At 72.5% G+C, this 18,280-nt stretch carries 22 protein-coding genes and 1 tRNA gene; 9 read left to right on the top strand and 14 right to left on the bottom strand.

Annotated features, from left to right (window positions below; translation table 11 throughout):
* Positions 1–5: 5 nt before the first annotated feature.
* Positions 6–1,073 (bottom strand): ATP-dependent DNA ligase, encoded by a 1,068-nt coding sequence (locus BLT99_RS01975; RefSeq protein ID WP_092668836.1) that lies wholly within the window; start codon positions 1,071–1,073, stop codon positions 6–8.
* A 174-nt stretch (positions 1,074–1,247) separates the two neighbouring features.
* On the opposite strand from BLT99_RS01975, the gene BLT99_RS17530 reads away from it, so the two are divergent.
* From BLT99_RS17530 to BLT99_RS01965, 3 genes are all read left to right on the top strand, one after another.
* Positions 1,248–1,418, top strand: coding sequence for a hypothetical protein (locus BLT99_RS17530; RefSeq protein ID WP_157674908.1), 171 nt, complete (start codon positions 1,248–1,250; stop codon positions 1,416–1,418).
* Complete coding sequence (locus tag BLT99_RS01970; protein ID WP_092668834.1) at positions 1,415–1,684, top strand: hypothetical protein; 270 nt, start codon at positions 1,415–1,417, stop codon at positions 1,682–1,684. The genes BLT99_RS17530 and BLT99_RS01970 overlap by 4 nt, the downstream gene beginning before the upstream one ends.
* A gap of 95 nt (positions 1,685–1,779) precedes the next feature.
* Positions 1,780–2,139 (top strand): hypothetical protein, encoded by a 360-nt coding sequence (locus BLT99_RS01965; protein ID WP_092668832.1) that lies wholly within the window; start codon positions 1,780–1,782, stop codon positions 2,137–2,139.
* Position 2,140: 1 nt separating this feature from the next.
* Here the strand turns inward: BLT99_RS01965 and BLT99_RS01960 are convergent, their stop codons facing one another.
* From BLT99_RS01960 to BLT99_RS01925, 7 genes are all read right to left on the bottom strand, one after another.
* Positions 2,141–2,413: a hypothetical protein gene (locus tag BLT99_RS01960; RefSeq protein WP_092668830.1), complete on the bottom strand. Its 273-nt coding sequence runs from the start codon at positions 2,411–2,413 to the stop codon at positions 2,141–2,143.
* Positions 2,410–2,748, bottom strand: coding sequence for a DUF7882 family protein (locus tag BLT99_RS01955; protein ID WP_092668828.1), 339 nt, complete (start codon positions 2,746–2,748; stop codon positions 2,410–2,412). The genes BLT99_RS01960 and BLT99_RS01955 overlap by 4 nt, the downstream gene beginning before the upstream one ends.
* An 84-nt stretch (positions 2,749–2,832) precedes the next feature.
* A tRNA-Arg gene (locus BLT99_RS01950) sits at positions 2,833–2,904 on the bottom strand.
* 239 nt (positions 2,905–3,143) lie between these two features.
* Positions 3,144–3,854, bottom strand: a complete 711-nt coding sequence (locus BLT99_RS01945; protein ID WP_133988580.1) for a CHAP domain-containing protein — start codon at positions 3,852–3,854, stop codon at positions 3,144–3,146.
* A gap of 909 nt (positions 3,855–4,763) precedes the next feature.
* Positions 4,764–5,261, bottom strand: a complete 498-nt coding sequence (locus BLT99_RS01935; protein WP_092668822.1) for an HNH endonuclease — start codon at positions 5,259–5,261, stop codon at positions 4,764–4,766.
* A gap of 339 nt (positions 5,262–5,600) precedes the next feature.
* Positions 5,601–6,257, bottom strand: a complete 657-nt coding sequence (locus tag BLT99_RS01930) for a C40 family peptidase (RefSeq protein WP_092668820.1) — start codon at positions 6,255–6,257, stop codon at positions 5,601–5,603.
* A gap of 383 nt (positions 6,258–6,640) precedes the next feature.
* A complete protein-coding gene (locus BLT99_RS01925) occupies positions 6,641–7,333 on the bottom strand; it encodes a metal-dependent transcriptional regulator (RefSeq protein ID WP_092668818.1) in 693 nt (230 codons plus the stop codon).
* A 160-nt stretch (positions 7,334–7,493) separates the two neighbouring features.
* Between BLT99_RS01925 and serC the strand changes: the two genes are divergently transcribed.
* Both serC and BLT99_RS01915 read left to right on the top strand, forming a co-directional pair.
* Complete coding sequence (gene serC / locus BLT99_RS01920; RefSeq protein ID WP_092668816.1) at positions 7,494–8,609, top strand: phosphoserine transaminase; 1,116 nt, start codon at positions 7,494–7,496, stop codon at positions 8,607–8,609.
* 10 nt (positions 8,610–8,619) lie between these two features.
* Positions 8,620–8,874: a DUF2530 domain-containing protein gene (locus tag BLT99_RS01915; protein WP_092668814.1), complete on the top strand. Its 255-nt coding sequence runs from the start codon at positions 8,620–8,622 to the stop codon at positions 8,872–8,874.
* 12 nt (positions 8,875–8,886) lie between these two features.
* On the opposite strand, the gene BLT99_RS01910 is transcribed toward BLT99_RS01915, so the two are convergent.
* Both BLT99_RS01910 and BLT99_RS01905 read right to left on the bottom strand, forming a co-directional pair.
* Positions 8,887–9,573, bottom strand: coding sequence for a DUF3027 domain-containing protein (locus BLT99_RS01910; protein ID WP_092668812.1), 687 nt, complete (start codon positions 9,571–9,573; stop codon positions 8,887–8,889).
* Positions 9,566–9,946 carry a cold-shock protein gene (locus tag BLT99_RS01905; protein WP_092668810.1) on the bottom strand — a complete coding sequence of 127 codons (381 nt, stop codon included), beginning with the start codon at positions 9,944–9,946 and terminating at the stop codon, positions 9,566–9,568. The genes BLT99_RS01910 and BLT99_RS01905 overlap by 8 nt, the downstream gene beginning before the upstream one ends.
* Before the next feature lie 109 nt (positions 9,947–10,055).
* On the opposite strand from BLT99_RS01905, the gene BLT99_RS01900 reads away from it, so the two are divergent.
* From BLT99_RS01900 to BLT99_RS01890, 3 genes are all read left to right on the top strand, one after another.
* Positions 10,056–10,331 carry a hypothetical protein gene (locus BLT99_RS01900; protein ID WP_229724787.1) on the top strand — a complete coding sequence of 92 codons (276 nt, stop codon included), beginning with the start codon at positions 10,056–10,058 and terminating at the stop codon, positions 10,329–10,331.
* A 5-nt stretch (positions 10,332–10,336) separates the two neighbouring features.
* Positions 10,337–12,202 (top strand): helicase-associated domain-containing protein, encoded by a 1,866-nt coding sequence (locus BLT99_RS01895; RefSeq protein WP_092668808.1) that lies wholly within the window; start codon positions 10,337–10,339, stop codon positions 12,200–12,202.
* Positions 12,203–12,267: 65 nt separating this feature from the next.
* Positions 12,268–13,908, top strand: a complete 1,641-nt coding sequence (locus tag BLT99_RS01890; protein WP_092668806.1) for a DNA repair helicase XPB — start codon at positions 12,268–12,270, stop codon at positions 13,906–13,908.
* A gap of 31 nt (positions 13,909–13,939) precedes the next feature.
* On the opposite strand, the gene BLT99_RS01885 is transcribed toward BLT99_RS01890, so the two are convergent.
* From BLT99_RS01885 to folE, 4 genes are read right to left on the bottom strand one after another with little or no spacing between them, the layout of a single operon-like run.
* Positions 13,940–14,671, bottom strand: a complete 732-nt coding sequence (locus tag BLT99_RS01885) for a pyrimidine reductase family protein (protein ID WP_157674907.1) — start codon at positions 14,669–14,671, stop codon at positions 13,940–13,942.
* On the bottom strand, positions 14,668–15,567 hold the full coding sequence (gene folP, locus BLT99_RS01880) for a dihydropteroate synthase (protein WP_092668802.1): 900 nt from the start codon (positions 15,565–15,567) through the stop codon (positions 14,668–14,670). Before folP ends, BLT99_RS01885 begins: the two co-directional genes overlap by 4 nt.
* Positions 15,564–16,811: an NAD(P)/FAD-dependent oxidoreductase gene (locus BLT99_RS01875; protein ID WP_092668800.1), complete on the bottom strand. Its 1,248-nt coding sequence runs from the start codon at positions 16,809–16,811 to the stop codon at positions 15,564–15,566. Before BLT99_RS01875 ends, folP begins: the two co-directional genes overlap by 4 nt.
* 31 nt (positions 16,812–16,842) lie before the next feature.
* On the bottom strand, positions 16,843–17,496 hold the full coding sequence (folE, locus tag BLT99_RS01870) for a GTP cyclohydrolase I FolE (protein WP_092668798.1): 654 nt from the start codon (positions 17,494–17,496) through the stop codon (positions 16,843–16,845).
* 84 nt (positions 17,497–17,580) lie between these two features.
* On the opposite strand from folE, the gene BLT99_RS01865 reads away from it, so the two are divergent.
* Entirely contained in the window at positions 17,581–18,252 is a 672-nt protein-coding gene (locus tag BLT99_RS01865) for a helix-turn-helix transcriptional regulator (protein ID WP_092668796.1), read from the top strand.
* The last annotated feature ends 28 nt before the right edge of the window (positions 18,253–18,280 follow it).

The following is an 18,280-nucleotide window of genomic DNA, read 5'->3' as shown; positions in this document are numbered from 1 at the left end:
GGGCGTCAGCCCCGAACCGGCAGGATCTCGCCGAGGTCGAGACCGGCCGGGGCCTCGAGCTGCGCATACGTGCAGCTCTCGGGTGTGCGGTCGGCGCGCCAACGCCGGAACTGCGCGGTATGCCGGAAGCGATCGCCCTCCATGTGGTCGTAGGCGACCTCGACGACGAGCTCGGGACGCAGCGGCACGAACGAGAGGTCCTTGCCGGCGCTCCATCGGCTGACCGCCCCGGGCATCCGGCCGGTGCGTTGGGCCTCCTGGCCCGCCCACTCCCCCCACGGATGGCGCGCCAGGTCGGCTTCGACGTATGGCGCGAGCTCGTCGACCAATGCCCGACGTCGTGCCATCGAGAAGGACGCCGAGACGCCCACGTGCTGGAGGCGGCCGTCGTCGTCGTACAGCCCGAGCAGGAGGGACCCGATCACGTCGCCGCTCTTGTGCCATCGGTAGCCCGCGACGACGCAGTCTGCGGTGCGCTCGTGCTTGATCTTGAACATGGTGCGCTTGTCGGGCTGGTACGTGCCGTCGAGCGGCTTGGCCACGACGCCGTCGAGCCCGGCGCCCTCGAACCGCTCGAACCACTCCCGCGCCACGGCCGGGTCGGCCGTGGCCGGCGTCACGAAGACCGGGTCGGATGCGTTCGCGAGCGCCTGCTCGAGCCGCGCGCGTCGTTCGGCGAAGGGGTGGCTCGTCAGGTCGTCGTCGCCGAGCGCGAGCAGGTCGAACGCCACGAACGAGACCGGTGTCTGCTCGGCGAGCAGCCGGACCCGGCTCGCGGCCGGATGGATGCGCTGCTGCAGCGCGTCGAAGTCGAGCCGACCGTCGCGGGCGAGGATGATCTCGCCGTCGACGACGCATCGCTCCGGAAGGTTGTGCCGGAGCGCCTCGACGAGTTCGGGGAAGTAGCGGGTCATCGGTCGTTCGTTGCGGCTGCCGAGCTCGACCTCGTCGCCGTCGCGGAAGACGATCGTGCGGAATCCGTCCCACTTGGGCTCGACGTGCCCCACATCGGGGATGTCCTTCACGGACTTGGCGAGCATGGGAGCGACGGGCGGCATCACCGGCAGGTCCATGCGACCATCATGCTCCCTGGCACCGACGATCGAAGACACCCCCCGTCCGGGTAGCACCGGGTTGCGGGACGGTCAAGTCCCTGCCCCGCCCCCCACGGACCGCGTAGCTTCGGAAGCGGTCGCCGACCTGACCGTGCACGCTGGGGTGCGCGCCGCGACCAGACGAGATGGGGGATGACCATGTCCGACCCGCAGAGCGACGATCCCACGACGGATCGCGAGATGGACGCCGCGCTCGAGGAAGCCGAGCGCAAGGCACGCGCCGAGGAGGACGCCGACCCGGAGGAACGCGTCGCCGTGCGCGACGACGACACGGGCGGGATCACCGAGGAGCGTGCGCAATGACCTCGCTGCTCGACGAACCGGGCCAGGAGGCGCCGGCCGCGGAAGGGCCCCTGCCCTCGATCGGCATCTGGTGGCCGATGCTCGAGAGTCCGCTCCAGCTCGAGATCCTGGAGCACCCGACCGCGCCACTGCGCGGACTGGTCGTGCGACGCATCTTCGAGCTGTGCGACCTCGAGGACCAGCCGGTTCCGCGCTCCGGCGTCCGTCTCGGTCCGAACGAGCGTGCCTACATCGCCGGCTGGGTGCACGCCGTCGACTGGATCTGACCCGGTTGGCCGGGTGAGAGACGCACATGAGATCACGGCATGCCGGTCCGGCGCAAGATCTTGAGCCGATCCGGTGCAACCGGTAGACCTGCACCATGCAGCGGATCCATTACGCCGGGGGCGTGCTGCTCACCGGGAGCGACATCGCGGACGCGATCGTCGACTACGCGGCGGCCCTCGCCACCGGCCACAACGCGGCATCCGTCGACATACCCGTCCGCACCGCTGACGGCGGCGTCGGACGTGCCCATCTGCTCGTCGGCCCGGCGAGCCAACTGGTGACCGAACCGGTCGAGTCGGAGTTCGAGGAGCTCGTCGACGAGGCGCTCGTCGAACGGCTGCGCAGCGCCACGACCGGACTCTCATCGACGCGCCCGCTCGTCGGCGGCGCCGCCCCGTACGAGGAGATCGACGACGCCGACACCGACGACCTCGAGTGGCCGCCGATCCGCTGAGTCAGCCGAGGTCCTCTGCGACCACCCGCTCCGACTCCGACGCATCGTCGGTTCCACCGAGATCGTCATCGGGCGGGATCGGGATGACGCTGATGGGGATGCCGGGGCCCACGAGCAGGTCGGCAGGTTGCGGGCGCCCCTCGCCGAAGTTCACCGTGATCCAGCGAGCCGTGCCGGTCGCATGCGCCTGCTCGATCGTCGCCTTGATGGCCTCGAGGTCGGCGTGCCCGACCGAGTACTGGAGACCGTCGTAGAGGATGTTGACGCGCTTCATGACTCGTGCTCACGGACATGGTTCTCGCCCTCGACACGACCCTCGGGCTCGGGCACGAGCACGAGCCCACCGGGCGAGTTCGCCGTCGCCATGAGCGCGTCGACCCAGAGCCGGTTGATCGCGGGCTGCCGCCCGCCCGCGTACTTGAAGATGAGCGAGACGCGCGGGTGCATCCAGATGGTGCTGCGGCCGTCGCCGATCGACGGATCATCGCGCCAGCTGAAGTAGAAGGACTCGCCGCGCCGCAGCTTCGCCCCGATCACCAGCTGCAGGTGCGCGAGCACGCGATCATCGAAGTCGACGCCGAGCGACGAATCGTACGTGAGCTTTCCCACAGGCCACCTCCGGGCAGGACCCAATCGGCATCAGCGTAGCCGTGAGACGCCGAGCGCGTGCAAGGGGGTTGCGTGACCGCGCGGTGCCCCTGGAGGGACTCGAACCCCCAACCCTCTCCTTAGGACGGAGCTGCTCTTCCATTGAGCTACAGAGGCTGACCGGACGAGTCTACCGGGCGGTCAGTTGTAGCCCAGGACGACGATCGCCGAGGTCGCCGGGGCGAGTTCGTCGACGAACCCGGTCTCATCGGGCCGCCCCTGGTCGGATGGCTGCGTCATCGCGGTCACCTGCTTCCTGCGTGATCGTCCGCCCACGGTAGCCCGTGGAGCGCATCGTGCCTACCTGCCGCCGTGTCGAACCTCATGCGATGTGATCGCCGTCGTGTCGGCGCCGGTCAGACCGGCGGGTAGAGATAGAGGGCGTCGCCCACCGGGATGGTGCGGACGTGGTACGAGTGGTCGGAGTTCTGGTTGTACTCCTCGATCGTGACCGTGCCGTCGCCGTTCACCGACTGCACATAGGCCACGTGGTTGTACGGGAACCATGCGACCGAGCCGACCACCGGCTCGCTGCTCGTGGGCCAGCCCTTGGCCTGCCACTCGTCGGCCCACACCCAGGCACTGCCCGATGCGAGATTGCCCCAGTCCCACTTCCACGGTGCGCTCGTGACGCCGGCATCGCGGTTCAGACGCCACGCGACGAAGTCCACGCACTCGCGGTAGTAGTACCGCAGCGGCGAGAGGCCGCCGCCGTAGTCGTCGGGCGTCTCGTACCACCACGGGTAGTCGTCACCCTCGGCCTGCTGGGTGACCTGCGCGTACGCGCCGTCGCCGCGCGACGCGAGCTCGGCCTCGCGCGCCGCCTGCTCGGCTGCGGCGGCCTCCGCGGCGGCGGCGTCGATCTCGGCCTTGGTGGTGACCGAGAAGCTGTCGGCCGAGACGGCGGCGCCGCCGGCCTGGTCGGAGACGCTGAGGCCCTGGGCGCCGGCGACGGAGAGGCTGAACTTCGTCTGCACTCCGGGAAGCTGCCCGCCCGGGAGGAACGCGTACGCCGGCAACGCGACGGTGCTGACGAGCGCAGGCACGATGAGGAGTGCGGCAGCCACGCGCGCCGGGCCGTTGCGCCGACGAGACGGCGAGCTGGCGGGCGCCGACGCCCCGCGTGGGATCGCCGCCACGGCTCGCACGCGGTCGAGGAGGACCGCGCGACGCGGGCCGGCCTGCGCACGTCGCCGCCGAACCGGTGCCGGACCGTCGGGAGCCGACCGGCTCGGCTCGGGCGGGGCGGGTTCGGGAGCGCGCCGCATCGTCGGCTGCGGAACGGTGCGAGCCGGCGACCGGTCGAGGTGGTGTGCGGACGGCTCGGGACGGCGGATCGGCGGCGCGTCGAAGTGGTGCGGCCGCGGCTCGGGTCGGCGCACACCGGGATCGGGTCGATGGGCCGACGGCTCGGGACGGCGGACGGGCGGCTCGGCTCGATGCGCCGACGGCTCGGCACGGCGCACCGGCGCCTCGGCTCGATACGCCGACGGCTCGGCACGGCGCAACGGCGGCTCGCCTCGATACGCCGACGGCTCGGCACGACGGGCCGGCGGCTCGGACGCCCGCCGGCCCGATGGCGGCGGCGCACGATGCGGCTCGGGCGCGCGGTACTCGACGGGGCGTCCGTCGGCGTCGGCGGGCTGCGGCGAACGCGGGCGAGCCGACGGCTCGGAGGGGGCGGGACGCCGAACTGGGGGCGGCGCGAAGCGCGCTTCGGCGGGCGGTTCGGCGGCACGCCGCGGTCGCAGGCTCGGTGGGCGGCCGTGCGTGTCGTCACCGTTCAAGGGTCGTGAACCTCCGGGGCCTGCGCGCGGCCTGGGGAACCGGGACGCAGGTTGCTGCGGTCGTGGAGCTTCAGGGGCGCTCCGGACTCGTACCACCATAGGGCACGCCCCGACGCGTTGTCACCGGCTCTGTTCCGGCGCGTCGCGTCCCGAGCGTGTCGTCCTCGCAGGGCGGCCGTCGGGCCCTGTTCAGGCCGCTCGTTCGAGGAAGTCGCTCCACTGCGGCAGGGGTCGCTCGACGCCTCGGACCACCCAGCCGCGACCGTTCGGCATGCGCGGCGTGATGCGGAGGTTCCAGCCCATCTCGGCGGGCGTGTGGTCGCCCTTGGCGTTGTTGCATCGCAGGCAGCACGCCACGAGGTTCTCCCAGGTGTCCCGTCCGCCGCGCGACCGTGGCAGCACGTGGTCGATCGTCGCCGCGGACTTGCCGCAGTAGGCGCAGCGATGCTCGTCGCGTCGCAGCACGCCGCGACGGCTGACCGGGACCTGGTGGACGTGCGGCGTGCGGACGTATCTCGTGAGGAGGATCACGCTCGGCCGCACCCACTCGCGGCTCGTGCCGTGGACCGGATTGCCTTCGTCGTGCAGGATCACGGTCGCCTTCTCGTTCATGACGAGGAGCAGCGCCCGCTTGAAGGAGACGACTGCCAGGGGCTCATATCCGGCGTTCAGCACGAGGGTGCGCATGGGGTGCCTTTCGATCGGTGCTGGATGGCTTCCAGCCGCGTGAAGGGATCGACGACCCGTGCATCGGGAGGGTGAGGCCACGGCCCCGAAGACGCGAAACGGGCACCGTCGTGAAGACAGTGCCCGTCGGCATCCCGGCGCAGCCGCGACTCGGCTGACTGCTGCGCCGCTGGTCGTAGAGCGCGCGCGCACCCGCGGAATGGGTGCTGCTGCGCGGACCGACCATCGGACTTCCCCTACCCGGTATTCGGATCGTCAGGAGTCAAGGGTACGACACGAATGGCGCGCCGGGTTCCCCCGGCGCGCCATTCAGGACACGCTTCACGCGGTGTTCACGCGTCAGATGCGCACGATCCAGTAGTCGCTCGTCCAGATCGGCTGGGTCCGGACCACGGTTCCCTCGTACGGGGCGTGCAGGATCTGCCCGTTGCCCGCATAGAAGCCGATGTGACCGGACATGACCACGAGGTCGCCGGGCACGGCCTGGTCGATCGAGATCTGGGTGCCCGCGGCGCCCTGCGCGCTCGACGAGTGCGGCAGGTCGATGCCGAACTGCGCGTACACGTACATGACGAGGCCAGAGCAGTCGAAGCCGGCGGGGGTCGCGCCGCCGTAGACGTAGGGCACGCCGAGGTACTGCTGGGCGACGGCGAACACGCTCGCCGGGTCGGCGGACCCGTAGACGGCGGCCGGCGCGGAGTACTCGGCGGCGGATGCCGCGTAGGACGTCATGGCGGCCGCGGCGGCCTGGCGAGCGGCCTCGGCCTCGGCCGCGGCCCGCGCGGCCTCGATCTCGGCGGCCGTCGTCGCCGCATAGGCGTCCTCGGAGACGGGGGCCGCGATGACGTCCTCGGTGACCTCGACGTCCTGCGCCTGGGCCTGGGTGAGGCGGGTCTGCGCGGTCGCGCCGAACTGGACGCCGTCGGTGCCGGGCGCGAACGCGTAGGCCGGGATGGCGAGCGTGCCGACGAGTCCGGCGGCGACCGCCATCACCATGACGTTCTTGGTGCCGCCGCGGCGAAGTCGGCGAGCCAGCGAGTCCGTGCGGCGCGGCGGCGCGGCTGCGGTCGTCGTCGCGGCCGTCGACGGCGCGGCAGGCGACTCGCGTCGGACGAGTGCGGTTCGGGTAGTGGGCTTGGGGGCGATCGGTGCGCCGGAACGGCGCCGGGGGAATCGAGCCAAAACGTGTCCTCCGCCCCACGACGCCTGAGCGTCGTCCCACCGGTTGCACCCTCGGGCGCGTCACGGGTATCGGGGCCGAGCGGTGGGCGCCGGAGGCGTCTCGACCCTGTTCCGCCGGATGGCTTGTCGCCGGCGGACTCGAACGACAATAGGCGAAACTCCGCCGATTGTCACATTTCGATCACGGAGCGGCGGAATCAGTCGCCGATGAACAGGTGACCGGCGATCTCTGCGGGGAGCTCGAGGGTGTCGGCGCGACCCTCGACCTCGACCCGCACCGAGCGTCCGTCGCGGCGGAACGAGGCGACCGCACCCGGGACCAGGCCGGCGTCCTTGAACTGCGCCAGCAGCTCGGGATCGAACTGTGCGGGCTCGGCCAGCCGGCGGATGGCACCGCTCGCCGCTCCGTCGCCGTCGTCGAGCGCGATGAGCACGTTGCGGACGCCCTGCATGAAGGGCGCGGCCGGCGCGACGCCGAGTTCGTCGAGGCCGGGGATGGGGTTGCCGTAGGGCGAATGGGTGGGGTTCCCGAGGATCTCGACGAGCCGACGCTCGACCTGCTCGCTCATCACGTGCTCCCAGCGGCAGGCCTCATCGTGCACGTACTCCCAATCGAGCCCGATCACGTCGGCGAGCAGTCGCTCGGCCAGACGGTGCTTGCGCATGACGTGCACGGCCTTGCTGCGCCCCGCGGGCGTCAGCTCGAGGTGGCGGTCGCCCGAGACCACGACCAGTCCGTCCCGCTCCATGCGGGCGACGGTCTGCGACACCGTCGGGCCGGAGTGCCCGATCCGCTCCGAGATGCGGGCGCGCAGGGGCACGATGCCCTCCTCCTCGAGGTCGAGGATCGTGCGCAGGTACATCTCGGTGGTGTCGATCAGGTCCGTCAAGTCGCTCCTCCTCGGCCGCCGCGCGCGCCCACCGGACAACTCTACTGTCCCCCGCCGATCCCTCACCCGGGCGACCGGACCCCGCCGCTCGACGCGGCGACGGGTCGCCGTCGCGTCATCCGCCGCCATGGCGAACGGGGCGAGTCGTAGGATCGGACGCATGCCTGAGCTCGTCATCCCCTCGTCGCTCCTGCCCGCCGACGGACGGTTCGGATGCGGCCCGTCGAAGGTACGGCCCGAGCAGGTCGCGCACCTCGCGGAGGTCGGCCCGAGCATCCTCGGCACGTCGCATCGGCAGGCGCCCGTCAAGGAGCTCGTCGGCCGGGTCCGCCGTGGCATCGCCGACCTCTACGACCTGCCCGACGGATACGAGGTCGTGCTCGGCAACGGCGGCTCGACCGCGTTCTGGGATGCCGCGGCCTTCGGCCTCATCGAGCGCCGCGCGCAGCTGGCCTCGTTCGGCGAGTTCGGCGCGAAGTTCGCCAAGGCCGCCTCGGCGCCGTGGCTCGAGTCCCCCGACGTGCGGAAGGCCGAGCCGGGCACGCGCACCGACGCCGAACCCGTCGAGGGCGTCGACGTCTACGGCTGGCCACAGAACGAGACGTCCACGGGCGTCCAGGCCCCGGTGCGCCGCGTGCACGGCGACGAGGGGGCGCTCACCCTCATCGACGCGACGAGCGCGGCGGGCGGCATCCTCGCCGACCCGGCCGAGTTCGACGTGCTCTACTTCGCGCCGCAGAAGAACTTCGCCTCCGACGGCGGCATCTGGTTCGCGATCATGTCGCCGGCGGCCATCGAACGCGTCGAGCGCGTCGCGGCGTCCGGGCGCTACATCCCCGAGTTCCTCTCGCTCAAGAACGCGGTCGACAACTCGCGGCTCGACCAGACGCTCAACACGCCGGCGCTGGCGACGCTGCTCCTGCTCGAGAGCCAGCTCGAGTGGATGAACGCCTCGGGCGGACTGTCATGGGCCGACGCGCGCACGCGCGAGTCGTCCGCCGTCCTGTACGACTGGGCCGAGGCCAGCGAGGTCGCCACGCCGTTCGTCGCCGACCCCGCGCATCGGTCGCAGGTGGTGGTCACGATCGACTTCGCCGAGACGACGGATGCCGCGGGCCTCGCGCGCACGCTCCGGGCCAACGGCATCGTCGACACCGATCCGTACCGCAAGCTCGGACGCAACCAGCTCCGTGTCGCGACGTTCACCGCGATCGAGCCCGACGACGTCCGGGCGCTCACCGCGTCGCTCGACTGGGTGCTCGCGCAGTCCCGGTAGGGTGACGGCCATGCGGCTGTGGCTCTCCGAGTCCGAGCGGCGCCCCGACCCGGCGCCCGCCCGCACCGATGCGCGCAAGGCGCTGCTGGTCGGCACCGCGGCCTGGATCGTCGCGCTGATCGTGTCGATCGGCCTGAGGGGGCCCCTCGACGCCGCCGGATTCGGCTGGTTCACGACCGCGGCCGCGATCGGGGTCCTGCTCGGGCTGATCGGCCTCGTCGTGGTGCAGCTCCGGCGCCGGCGATACCGGAATCCGAAGATCTAGCCCCGAGCGCGATCAGACGTCGTCGTCGTCCGAGTCGTCGTCGTCCGAGTCGTCCCCGTCGGAGTCGTCCTCGTCCGAGTCGTCTCCGTCGGAGTCGTCCTCGTCGGAGCCGTCCTCATCCTCGTCGTCCTCGTCCTCCGAGACGTCGTCGAGGGCGTCGATGTCGATCCCGTCGAACACGTCGTCGCCGTCGGAATCGTCGTCGCCGAACTCCTCGGCGGCATCCTCGGCGTCGTCGTCGACCTCTGCCTCCTCGCCGAACCCATCGCCCGCCTCGAGCTCCGCATCGTCGGACTCGGGCTCCTCGCCGGACTCGGCCGCCTCGGCCGCCGCTGCGGCCTGGGCGGCCCGATACTCGGCGAGCCGCTCGGACCACGGCACCCACTCGGGCGCCAGCAGTGCCTGGCCGCCCGGGAGCAGCTCGGTCTCGAGGACGGTCGGCTCCTCGCCCTCCACGCGTGCGAGCGTCACGCTCCAGTGCCATCCGGGATACCCGGCGAGATCGGAAGCGAAGTGCAGCGAGAGCACGTGCTCGCCGTCGACGACGTGGCCGATCACCGAGCCGACCGTCTCGGGCGCGGTCACCTCGAGCAGGGCGCGCTGCGCGAGCGCGACCGCGCCGAGGAGCACCTCGTCGGCGGGCGGCGGCGGCGGCGGCGGCGGCGTCGCGGACTCGAGCGGTTCCTCGGACTCAGGCATCCAGCTCGTCCGCCACCTTGCGCAGCAGCGCGGCGATCTTGCGGCTGTGCGCGTTGTCGGGGTACCGGCCGCGCTTGAGGTTGGCGCCGATGCCGTCGAGCACCTTCACGAGGTCTTCCACGATGATCGCCATGTCGTCGGCGGGCTTGCGGTGCAGGCGCTGCATGCTCGGCGGCGCGTCGAGCACGCGCACCGAGAGCGCCTGAGCGCCTCGCTTGCCCTCGGCGACACCGAACTCCAAGCGGGTGCCCGCGCGCACGGTCGCGCCGGCGGGAAGCGCGGAGGCGTGGAGGAAGACCTCCTGGCCGTCATCACTGCTGATGAAGCCGAACCCCTTCTCCTCGTCGTAGAACTTGACCTTGCCGGTGGGCATCGTTGGAACTCCCGCTCTCGTCGTCGGCGTCGCCGGGATGCGCGGGCGACGTCCCGTCAAGTCTATGGTCCGGCACCCGCGCGGACGGCCCGCTGGCTATTCTGGACGAGTGAGCAGCCAACCTCCGGTCACCGACCATCGCACCGAGCGGGTCCTCGCCTACATGGTCGCGGCCACCGTGGGGCTCTCGATCCTCTCGTTCCTGGCGGTCATGATCGCCACGTTCGCGGGCGTCGGCGCGAACGACGGGTTCAGCCAGGGCATCTGGCCGGTCATCCTCGTGCTGCCGCTGATCGGCCTGCCGATCGGCTTCGTCCTCCTCATCGTCCTGCTCATCGTCAACGGCGTGCGACGCACGCGGGAGTCCCGGCAGGGCTCCGCCTGACGGCCATGCTGGTGCTCGCCGCGAGGCTCCGCGCAGTTCCGCGCGAGAGGCTCGCCGCCGCACTGTCGACCCGCGAGTTCGACCACTCGGGCGTCCGCGACCTCTTCGACCTCGCCGAGGCGCTGACCGCGCCCGAGTCGCTCGACCACGCGATCGACCGACTCGAACGGCCCACGCTCGCCACGCTCGCCGCGGCGCATGCGATCGCCGACGACGTCGGCTGGACCCAGGCCGACGCCATCGGGGCCGAGCTCGCCCGGCTGGGCGCCGCCGAGCCCGTCGTGGCCTCCGCGTCCGACGCCCTGATCCGGCTCGACGGCCGCTTCCTCGTCGTCCGCGACGGCGCCCGCGTGCACGTGCCCGCCGAGGTGCATGCCCGCCTCTCCGCACGTCTCGGCGTCGACCTGCCCGATCCCGAGGCCCTCGCCGCCCCGGCCCCGCCCGTCGCGGTCGCCCTCGAGCACGCCGACCGCGGCCTCCTCGAGCGCCGCGCGTCCGAGGCGGCGTACGCCACCGTCGCGGCGACCGCCGAGCTGCTCGCCGGCTTCGCCGCGCAGCCGGCCCGCGAGCTGGCGAAGGGCGGGCTCGCGCTGCCCGACGCCAAGCGGCTCGCCGAGGCCACGGGCGTCGAGCTCACCGAACTGCCCCGGCTCGTGCGGCGCGCCGTGGAGGCCGGGCTCGTCGTCCGGGAGGGGCCTGTCTGGCTCGAGTCCGATGCCGGCGCCCAGTGGGTGCTGCAGGGCACGGAGGCCCGGTGGACGCGTCTCGCGGACGCCTGGCGCGAGCGCATCCCGCCGGCGCTCCGCGATCTCGTCGTGCGTCGCAGCGATGCGATCAGCTCCAACTCGATCCGCGACGACGTGGCGTGGTACTACCCGGGCGGCGGCGCGTGGCTGCGCGACGGGCTCGACCGGCTGCTCGAGGACGCCGAGGCACTCGGCCTCGCGGTCGGCGGCGAACCGGTCGAGGCGACAGCGCTCGTCCTGGCCGGCGACGTGGCCGGCGCCGCGGAGCGCCTTGCCCGCCACTTCCCGCCGCAGGTCGACAAGGTCTACGTGCAGCACGACCTCACGATCGTCTCGCCGGGGCCGCTCGAACCGGCGCTCGACGCGCGCCTGCGCCAGTTCGCCGAGGTCGAGGGGCGCGACCTCGCGTCGAGCTACCGCGTGACCGCGTCATCCGTGAACCGCGCCCTCGCAGCGGGCGAGTCGGCGGAGTCGATCCGTTCGTTCCTCGCCACGATCTCGCTGACCGGCATCCCGCAGCCGCTCGAGTACCTCCTCGCCGAGTCGGCCGCCCGGTTCGGCAGCGTCCGCGTGAGTGCGGCCGATCCCTCCGACGCCCCGGCGAGGTCCTCGGTCCGCAGCGACGACGACCAGCTCATCGGCACGCTCGCGGTCGACCAGAGCCTCTCCTCGCTCGGCCTCCGGCAGGCCGGTCCGCACCGCCTGCTCTCGCGCTTCCCGCCCGACGTGGTGTTCTGGGGCCTGAGCGATGCCCGCTACCCGGTCGCCGCCGAAGATGCGGAGGGTCGCATCATCCGACTGCGCCGGCAGCACGTCGCGCACGTGCCCGCCGCAGCGCCTCGAGTCGACCCGATCGAGGCCATGCTCGACCGCCTCGACGCGTCCGACGCCGACGGCGGCACCGAGTTGGCCTGGCTGGCGCGCCAGCTCGAGGCCGCGGCCCGCGCGAAGGAGACGCTGACCGTCACCGTGCGCATGCCCGGCGGCGACACCGCCGACTACCTGCTCGCGCCCGCGAGCGTGGCCAACGGCCGCCTGCGCGCCCGCGATCGCAAGGCAGACATCGAGCGCACACTGCCGATCTCGGCCATCGCGGCGGTCTCGCCCGCGCCCGCCGGAAGCTGACCCGCCGACGCGCGGGCCCGGGGCATCGGGCGACCTCGGAGGAAGCGGGCCTAGACTGGTCCGCTATGTCAGACGGCCCCCTGATCGTCCAGAGCGACCGAACGGTGCTCCTCGAGGTCGCGCACCCGCTCGCCGAGGATGCGCGGCACGACCTCGCCATCTTCGCCGAGCTCGAACGCGCGCCCGAGCACATCCACACCTACCGCATCACGCGGCTCGGCCTGTGGAACGCGCGGGCGGCCGGCCACACGGCCGAGGACATGCTCGGCACGCTCGAGCAGTACGCCAAGTTCCCCGTGCCGCAGACCGTCGCCGTCGACATGCGCGAGACCGTGGCACGGTACGGCCGACTCGTGGTCGACCGCACCGACGACGGCGCGCTCCGGCTGCGCAGCGACGACATGGCGGTGCTGACCGAGGTCGCCGGCGCGAAGCGCATCTCGCCGCTGCTCACCGAACGCCTCGACGAGTCCAGCTTCCTCGTCGAGGCGTGGGCTCGCGGGCAGCTCAAGCAGGAGCTCGTCAAGCTCGGATGGCCCGCCGAGGACCTGGCCGGGTACACGCCGGGCACGCCGCACGAGATCGACCTGCAGGAGAACGGATGGCACCTGCGCGACTACCAGCAGAAGGCCGTCGACAACTTCTTCGACGGCGGATCCGGCGTCGTGGTGCTCCCCTGCGGCGCCGGCAAGACCCTCGTCGGCGCGGGCGCGATGGCCACCGCGAAGACGACGACGCTGATCCTCGTCACGAACACCGTCTCGGCGCGGCAGTGGCGCGACGAGCTGCTCAAGCGCACGAGCCTCACCGCCGAGGAGATCGGCGAGTACTCCGGCCAGTCGAAGGAGATCAAGCCCGTCACCATCGCGACGTACCAGATCCTCACGGCAAAGCGGAAGGGCGAGTACGCGCACCTCGCGCTGCTCGACGCGCTCGACTGGGGCCTCGTGGTCTACGACGAGGTGCACCTGCTGCCGGCCCCGGTGTTCAAGCTCACCGCAGAGCTGCAGGCGCGGCGTCGACTCGGCCTCACGGCCACGCTCGTGCGCGAGGACGGCCGCGAGGGCGACGTGTTCTCCCTCATCGGACCCAAGCGGTTCGACGCGCCGTGGAAGGAGATCGAGGCGCAGGGCTTCATCTCCCCCGCGGCCTGCTACGAGGTGCGCATCGACCTGCCGCAGTCCGAACGGCTCGCCTACGCGGCATCCGCCGACGACGAGCGCTACCGGCTCGCCGCCACCGCTCCCGCCAAGCTCGACGTCGTCCGGCAGCTCGTCGCCCGGCACGCGGGCGAGCGGATCCTCGTGATCGGCCAGTACCTCGACCAGATCGACGAGCTCGCCGACGCGCTCGGCGCGCCGCAGCTCACCGGCTCCACGCCGGTCGATGAGCGCGAGCGGCTCTACCAGGAGTTCCGCGACGGGCGGACGCCCGTGCTGGTGGTGTCGAAGGTCGCGAACTTCTCGGTCGACCTGCCCGAGGCCACCGTCGCCATCCAGGTGTCGGGCTCGTTCGGATCGCGGCAGGAGGAGGCGCAGCGCCTCGGCCGGCTGCTGCGGCCGAAGGAGTCCGGGCTATCGGCGAATTTCTACACGCTCGTCGCGCGCGACACGGTCGACCAGGACTTCGCGCAGAACCGCCAGCGGTTCCTCGCCGAGCAGGGGTACTCGTACACGATCCTCGACGCGCACGCCCTGGCGGCCTGAGCAGCGTGGTTGCGGCGCACGGGGAACGCGGTCACGCTCGCGCGTAGCGCAGGAACAGCATCCGCTCGCCCTGGATGGCGTGGACGAGGCGCAGGCGGTGCTCCACCTCGCGTGACGAGGTCGCGATGCGCGACGCTCCGCCCGCGACGAGCACGGGGCTCAGCGTCACGCACACCTCGTCGACGAGGTCGGCCTCGGCGAGCGCACCGAACAGGCCGGGGCCGCCCTCGGAGAGCACCGAGCGCAACCCGCGCCCGGCGAGCTCGGCCAGCGCGACGCGCAGGTCGACGCGCTCGGCGCCCGCCACGACGACGTCGGCGACCTCGGCGAGCGCCTCGAGTCGCCCGCGAGGCGCCCGGGCGCTCGTCACGACGAGCGGCCGGCGCACGGCCTCGGCGAAGAACGGATGGCGCGGCTCGAGCTCGAGCCGCGAGGACACCACCGCGAACCGGGGCTGCGCGTCCCGGCCGCGCGACGCCCGCCACGCGGCATCCGCCTCGTGGACGGCCGCTCCGCCGTATCCCTCGGCGGACACCGTGCCGGACCCGACGAGCACGACGTCGGCGTGCGAGCGCAGCACCGACATGAGCCGTTGGTCCTGCGCGTCGCCGAGCGTGCCGCTGCGCCCGCGGAGCGTCGCCGCGCCGTCGAGGCTCGAGACCATGTTGACGCGACAGAACGCGGCATCCGCCCTGCCGCCGGCGTCGACCACGTCGACGGCGTACGCGGCGTGCATGCGGTCGGCGTCGAACGGCGCGCTCATGCGTCGCCCCCCGGCGGCATGTTGTGCTCGAGGAACTCGGGCTCGCGCCATCCCTCGATCGCCTCGACCATGCGGACGGCGTCGACGGTCTCGCGCACGTTGTGCACGCGCAGGATCCGCGCGCCCTTGCCGATGCAGTACACGGCGGCCGCGAGCGAGCCCGCGACGCGGTCACGGCGGTCGCGACGACCGAGGCTCTCGCCGATGAAGTCTTTGTTCGAGAGCGCCACGAGCAGCGGCGGACCCACCGCCGCGATCTCGTCGAGCCGGCGGGTGAGCTCGAGCGAGTGCCGCGTGTTCTTGTTGAGATCGTGCCCGGGGTCGATCACGAGTCGCTCGTCGGGCACGCCGTGGGCGCGGGCGACATCGAGTCGCTCGCGCAGGAAGCCCGCGACCTCGGCGACCACGTCGCCGTACGCGGGGTTCGGGAAGGCCGTGCGCGGCTCGGCCAGGCTGTGCGTCACGACGAGCGTCGCGTCGCTCGCCGCCACGACATCGGCCATGGCGGGATCGTGGATGCCGGTGGTGTCGTTGATCACGTGGGCGCCGGCCCGGATCGCCATCCGCGCGACCTCGGGGTGGAACGTGTCGACCGACACGACCGCGCCGGATCCGGCGAGCGCGGCGACCACGGGGACCACGCGGTCGGCCTCAACGTCGACGGGGATCGGCGGGCCGGGCGCGAACTTCGCGCCGCCGATGTCGATCCAGTCGGCACCGGCCTCGATCGCGGCGTGCGCCGCCTCGACGGCCGCGTCGAGTGCGAAGGTCTCGCCCCGGTCGTAGAACGAGTCGGGCGTGCGGTTGACGATGGCCATCACGGCGACCTGACGCGAGAAGTCGAACGTGCGCGGCCCGATGCGGCGCGGCGCGCGCGGTGGTGGGGCGGAGCTCATCCGGCGACGCCGGCGAGCGCCTCGAGCGGTACCGCGGGGTCGGCGAGGGCCGCCGGATCCACGACGGCCCGCGAGCGGATCAGCTGCTGGACCGTGTCGTTCACCTTCCAGACGTTCACGTTCATGCCGGCCACGACCCGTTCGTCGCGAAGCCAGAACGCCACGAACTTCCGCCCCTCGCGGTCGCCCCGGAAGATCGGCGCCACACCGGACGCGAGCGGTCCGTAGCCGGAGTACTCCATGCCGAGATCGTACTGGTCGGTGTAGAAGTACGGGATGTCGTCGTACTCGACGGCCTCCCCCGCGAGCGAGCGCCCGGCGGCCTTGCCCGCGTGCTCGGCGTTGGCCCAATGCTCGGTGCGGAGATGGGTGCCGAGGAAGGGCAGGAAGACGCTCGCGACGTCGCCGACCGCGAGCACGTCGGGGTCGCTCGTGCGGAACGCGGCATCGGCCACGACGCCCCGGCCGACGTCGAGGCCGGCGGCCTCGGCGAGCTCGGTCCGCGGGATCGCGCCGATGCCGACCACCACGAGGTCGGCGGCGACGACGTCGCCGCCCTCGAGCTCGATGCCCGTCGCCCGCCCCTCCTCGCCGACGATGCGGGCGACGCTCGTCGACATGCGGAGGTCGACGCCGTGCTCGCGGTGCAGCGCCGCGAAGACCTCGCCGGCGTCGTCGCCGATCGCGCCGTTGAGCGGGACCGCCTCGAGCCCGATGACCGTCACGTCGTTCCCGTAGCCGCGTGCCGCTGCGGCGACCTCGAGCCCGATCCATCCGGCCCCGATGATCGCGACGCGCCGACCGCCCGGCTCGAGCGCCTCGCGGAGTGCGATCGAATCGTCGACGGTGCGCAGCAGGCGCACGCCGTCCAGGTCGCCTCCCGGACCACCGAACGGTCTCGGCGCGGCGCCGGTCGCGAGCAGCGCGCGTTCGTACGGCAATCCGGTCCCGTCGTCGAGCGTGATCCGGTGGGACCGGGGATCGAGCCGCTCCGCGCGCCGGCCGAGTCGCAGCTCCACGCGATGCTCGTCGTACCACTCGCGCGGATGCACGTCGATCGCGTCGCGGTCGTCCGTGCCCGCCAGGAACTCCTTGGACAGCGGCGGACGGATGTACGGCGGCACCGCCTCGGCGCCTACGAGCACCAGCGGGCCTTCGTACCCGGCCTCGCGCACCCCCTCGGCCGCCCGCGCCCCGGCGAGTCCGCCACCGATGATGACCAGCGATCGCGCCGTCTGCGTCATCGCAACCACCCCTTCCCGATCGGGCGCGACCTCAGGCCGCGCCGCCCGCGCGACAGCGCGCGAGGAACTCGGCGCGAGTGCGCGCATCGTCGTGGACCACTCCGCTGTAGGCGCTGGTCACCGTCCGCGTGCCGCGCGCCTGCACGCCGCGCAGCGACATGCACAGGTGCTCGGCCTCGATCACGACTCCGACGCCGCGCGGGTCGAGCTCGTCGTCGAGCCAGCCGACCACCTGGCGGGTGAGCCGTTCCTGCACCTGGAGGTCGCGCGCGAAGTGCTCGACGACGCGGGCGAGCTTCGACAGCCCGACCAGCCGATCGCCGGGAACGTAGCCCACGTGCGCGACTCCGCTGAACGGCAGAAGGTGGTGCTCGCACAGCGAGTCGAACGGGATGCCGGCGACCACGACGAGGTCGTCGTAGCCCTCGTCGTTGGCGAAGCTGGTGGGGGCGAACGGGCGTGGCGTGAGCATCTCGGCGAACGCGTCGGCGACCCGGCGCGGCGTGTCGGCCAGATGCGGCGAGCGGATGTCGCGACCGAGCGCCTCGAGCAGGTCGGCGACGGCGGCCGCCGCGCGGTCGCGGTCGACGGGCCGCGGACGGTCGGTCTCGGACCCGCCGGCGACCTCGACGGCGTGGAGCCGCGGCCGCTCGGCACCCGGCTCGACGAGCTCGATCGAGGTCATCGCACGCCCCCTTCCCTTGTGCCCGACGCTAGGCGTGTGCCACTCTTTTGTCAAGGGTTATTGATTTTAGAGAGCGGGTGTCCGATGACGTCCAGTGCAGGCGACTTCGAACGGCGCGTCAGCGCGATCTCCGCACTGGCCGACCCGCTTCGCCGACGCGTCTACGACCTCGTGGTTCGCAGCCCCGAGCCGCTCGGCCGCGACGCCGTGGCGGCCGCACTCGAGGTGCCTCGCAGCACGGCCGCGTTCCACCTCACGCGCCTGGCCGGCGAGGGCCTCCTCGACGTCGAGGCCCGGCGGTTGGGCGCACGCACCGGTCCGGGTCAGGGCCGCCCGGCGAAGCTCTACCGGCGTGCGGCAGGCGATCTCTCCGTCGAGCTGCCCCGGCGCCGATACGAGCTCGCCGGCCGCATCATGGCCGAGGCCATCGCGACCGCCGACTCCCGTCCGGCCCGCGACGCGGTCGTGACCGCACTCCGGGCCGCCGCCGCCAGCGAGGGAGCACGCCTGGCCGAGGCATCCGCCGATCTCGACGACGCGCTCGAGCGCGCGGGAATGGAGCCGACCGCCGAGGGCGACGACGTCGTGCTGGGGGTCTGCCCGTTCCACGTGCTCGCGCAGGAGCACCAGGACGTCGTCTGCGCGCTCAACCACTCGCTCGTCTGCGGCATGGCGGCGGGCGTCGGCGACGACCCCGCGCGCGTGCACCTGGACCCCGGAGCGGGGCGCTGCTGCATCCGCATCGCGGGGGCCTGACCCGCCGGCCCAACGAATTCCCAGCCCG

It is taken from the genome of Agromyces flavus (assembly GCF_900104685.1).
Lineage (GTDB): Bacteria > Actinomycetota > Actinomycetes > Actinomycetales > Microbacteriaceae > Agromyces > Agromyces flavus.
Note: the sequence above shows the minus strand (reverse complement) of the source record. Positions and strands in the feature narration are given on the sequence as shown.

What these genes read in the sequence shown, in the direction of transcription:
- BLT99_RS01975 (WP_092668836.1), bottom strand. Translation starts at nt 1,073, where the DNA reads ATGGACCTGCCGGTGATGCCGCCCGTCGCTCCCATGCTCGCCAAGTCC.
- BLT99_RS17530 (WP_157674908.1), top strand. Translation starts at nt 1,248, where the DNA reads ATGACCATGTCCGACCCGCAGAGCGACGATCCCACGACGGATCGCGAG.
- BLT99_RS01970 (WP_092668834.1), top strand. Translation starts at nt 1,415, where the DNA reads ATGACCTCGCTGCTCGACGAACCGGGCCAGGAGGCGCCGGCCGCGGAA.
- BLT99_RS01965 (WP_092668832.1), top strand. Translation starts at nt 1,780, where the DNA reads ATGCAGCGGATCCATTACGCCGGGGGCGTGCTGCTCACCGGGAGCGAC.
- BLT99_RS01960 (WP_092668830.1), bottom strand. Translation starts at nt 2,413, where the DNA reads ATGAAGCGCGTCAACATCCTCTACGACGGTCTCCAGTACTCGGTCGGG.
- BLT99_RS01935 (WP_092668822.1), bottom strand. Translation starts at nt 5,261, where the DNA reads ATGCGCACCCTCGTGCTGAACGCCGGATATGAGCCCCTGGCAGTCGTC.
- BLT99_RS01930 (WP_092668820.1), bottom strand. Translation starts at nt 6,257, where the DNA reads ATGGTGATGGCGGTCGCCGCCGGACTCGTCGGCACGCTCGCCATCCCG.
- serC (WP_092668816.1), top strand. Translation starts at nt 7,494, where the DNA reads ATGCCTGAGCTCGTCATCCCCTCGTCGCTCCTGCCCGCCGACGGACGG.
- BLT99_RS01915 (WP_092668814.1), top strand. Translation starts at nt 8,620, where the DNA reads ATGCGGCTGTGGCTCTCCGAGTCCGAGCGGCGCCCCGACCCGGCGCCC.
- BLT99_RS01910 (WP_092668812.1), bottom strand. Translation starts at nt 9,573, where the DNA reads ATGCCTGAGTCCGAGGAACCGCTCGAGTCCGCGACGCCGCCGCCGCCG.
- BLT99_RS01905 (WP_092668810.1), bottom strand. Translation starts at nt 9,946, where the DNA reads ATGCCCACCGGCAAGGTCAAGTTCTACGACGAGGAGAAGGGGTTCGGC.
- BLT99_RS01895 (WP_092668808.1), top strand. Translation starts at nt 10,337, where the DNA reads ATGCTGGTGCTCGCCGCGAGGCTCCGCGCAGTTCCGCGCGAGAGGCTC.
- BLT99_RS01890 (WP_092668806.1), top strand. Translation starts at nt 12,268, where the DNA reads ATGTCAGACGGCCCCCTGATCGTCCAGAGCGACCGAACGGTGCTCCTC.
- BLT99_RS01885 (WP_157674907.1), bottom strand. Translation starts at nt 14,671, where the DNA reads ATGAGCGCGCCGTTCGACGCCGACCGCATGCACGCCGCGTACGCCGTC.
- folP (WP_092668802.1), bottom strand. Translation starts at nt 15,567, where the DNA reads ATGAGCTCCGCCCCACCACCGCGCGCGCCGCGCCGCATCGGGCCGCGC.
- BLT99_RS01875 (WP_092668800.1), bottom strand. Translation starts at nt 16,811, where the DNA reads ATGACGCAGACGGCGCGATCGCTGGTCATCATCGGTGGCGGACTCGCC.
- folE (WP_092668798.1), bottom strand. Translation starts at nt 17,496, where the DNA reads ATGACCTCGATCGAGCTCGTCGAGCCGGGTGCCGAGCGGCCGCGGCTC.
- BLT99_RS01865 (WP_092668796.1), top strand. Translation starts at nt 17,581, where the DNA reads ATGACGTCCAGTGCAGGCGACTTCGAACGGCGCGTCAGCGCGATCTCC.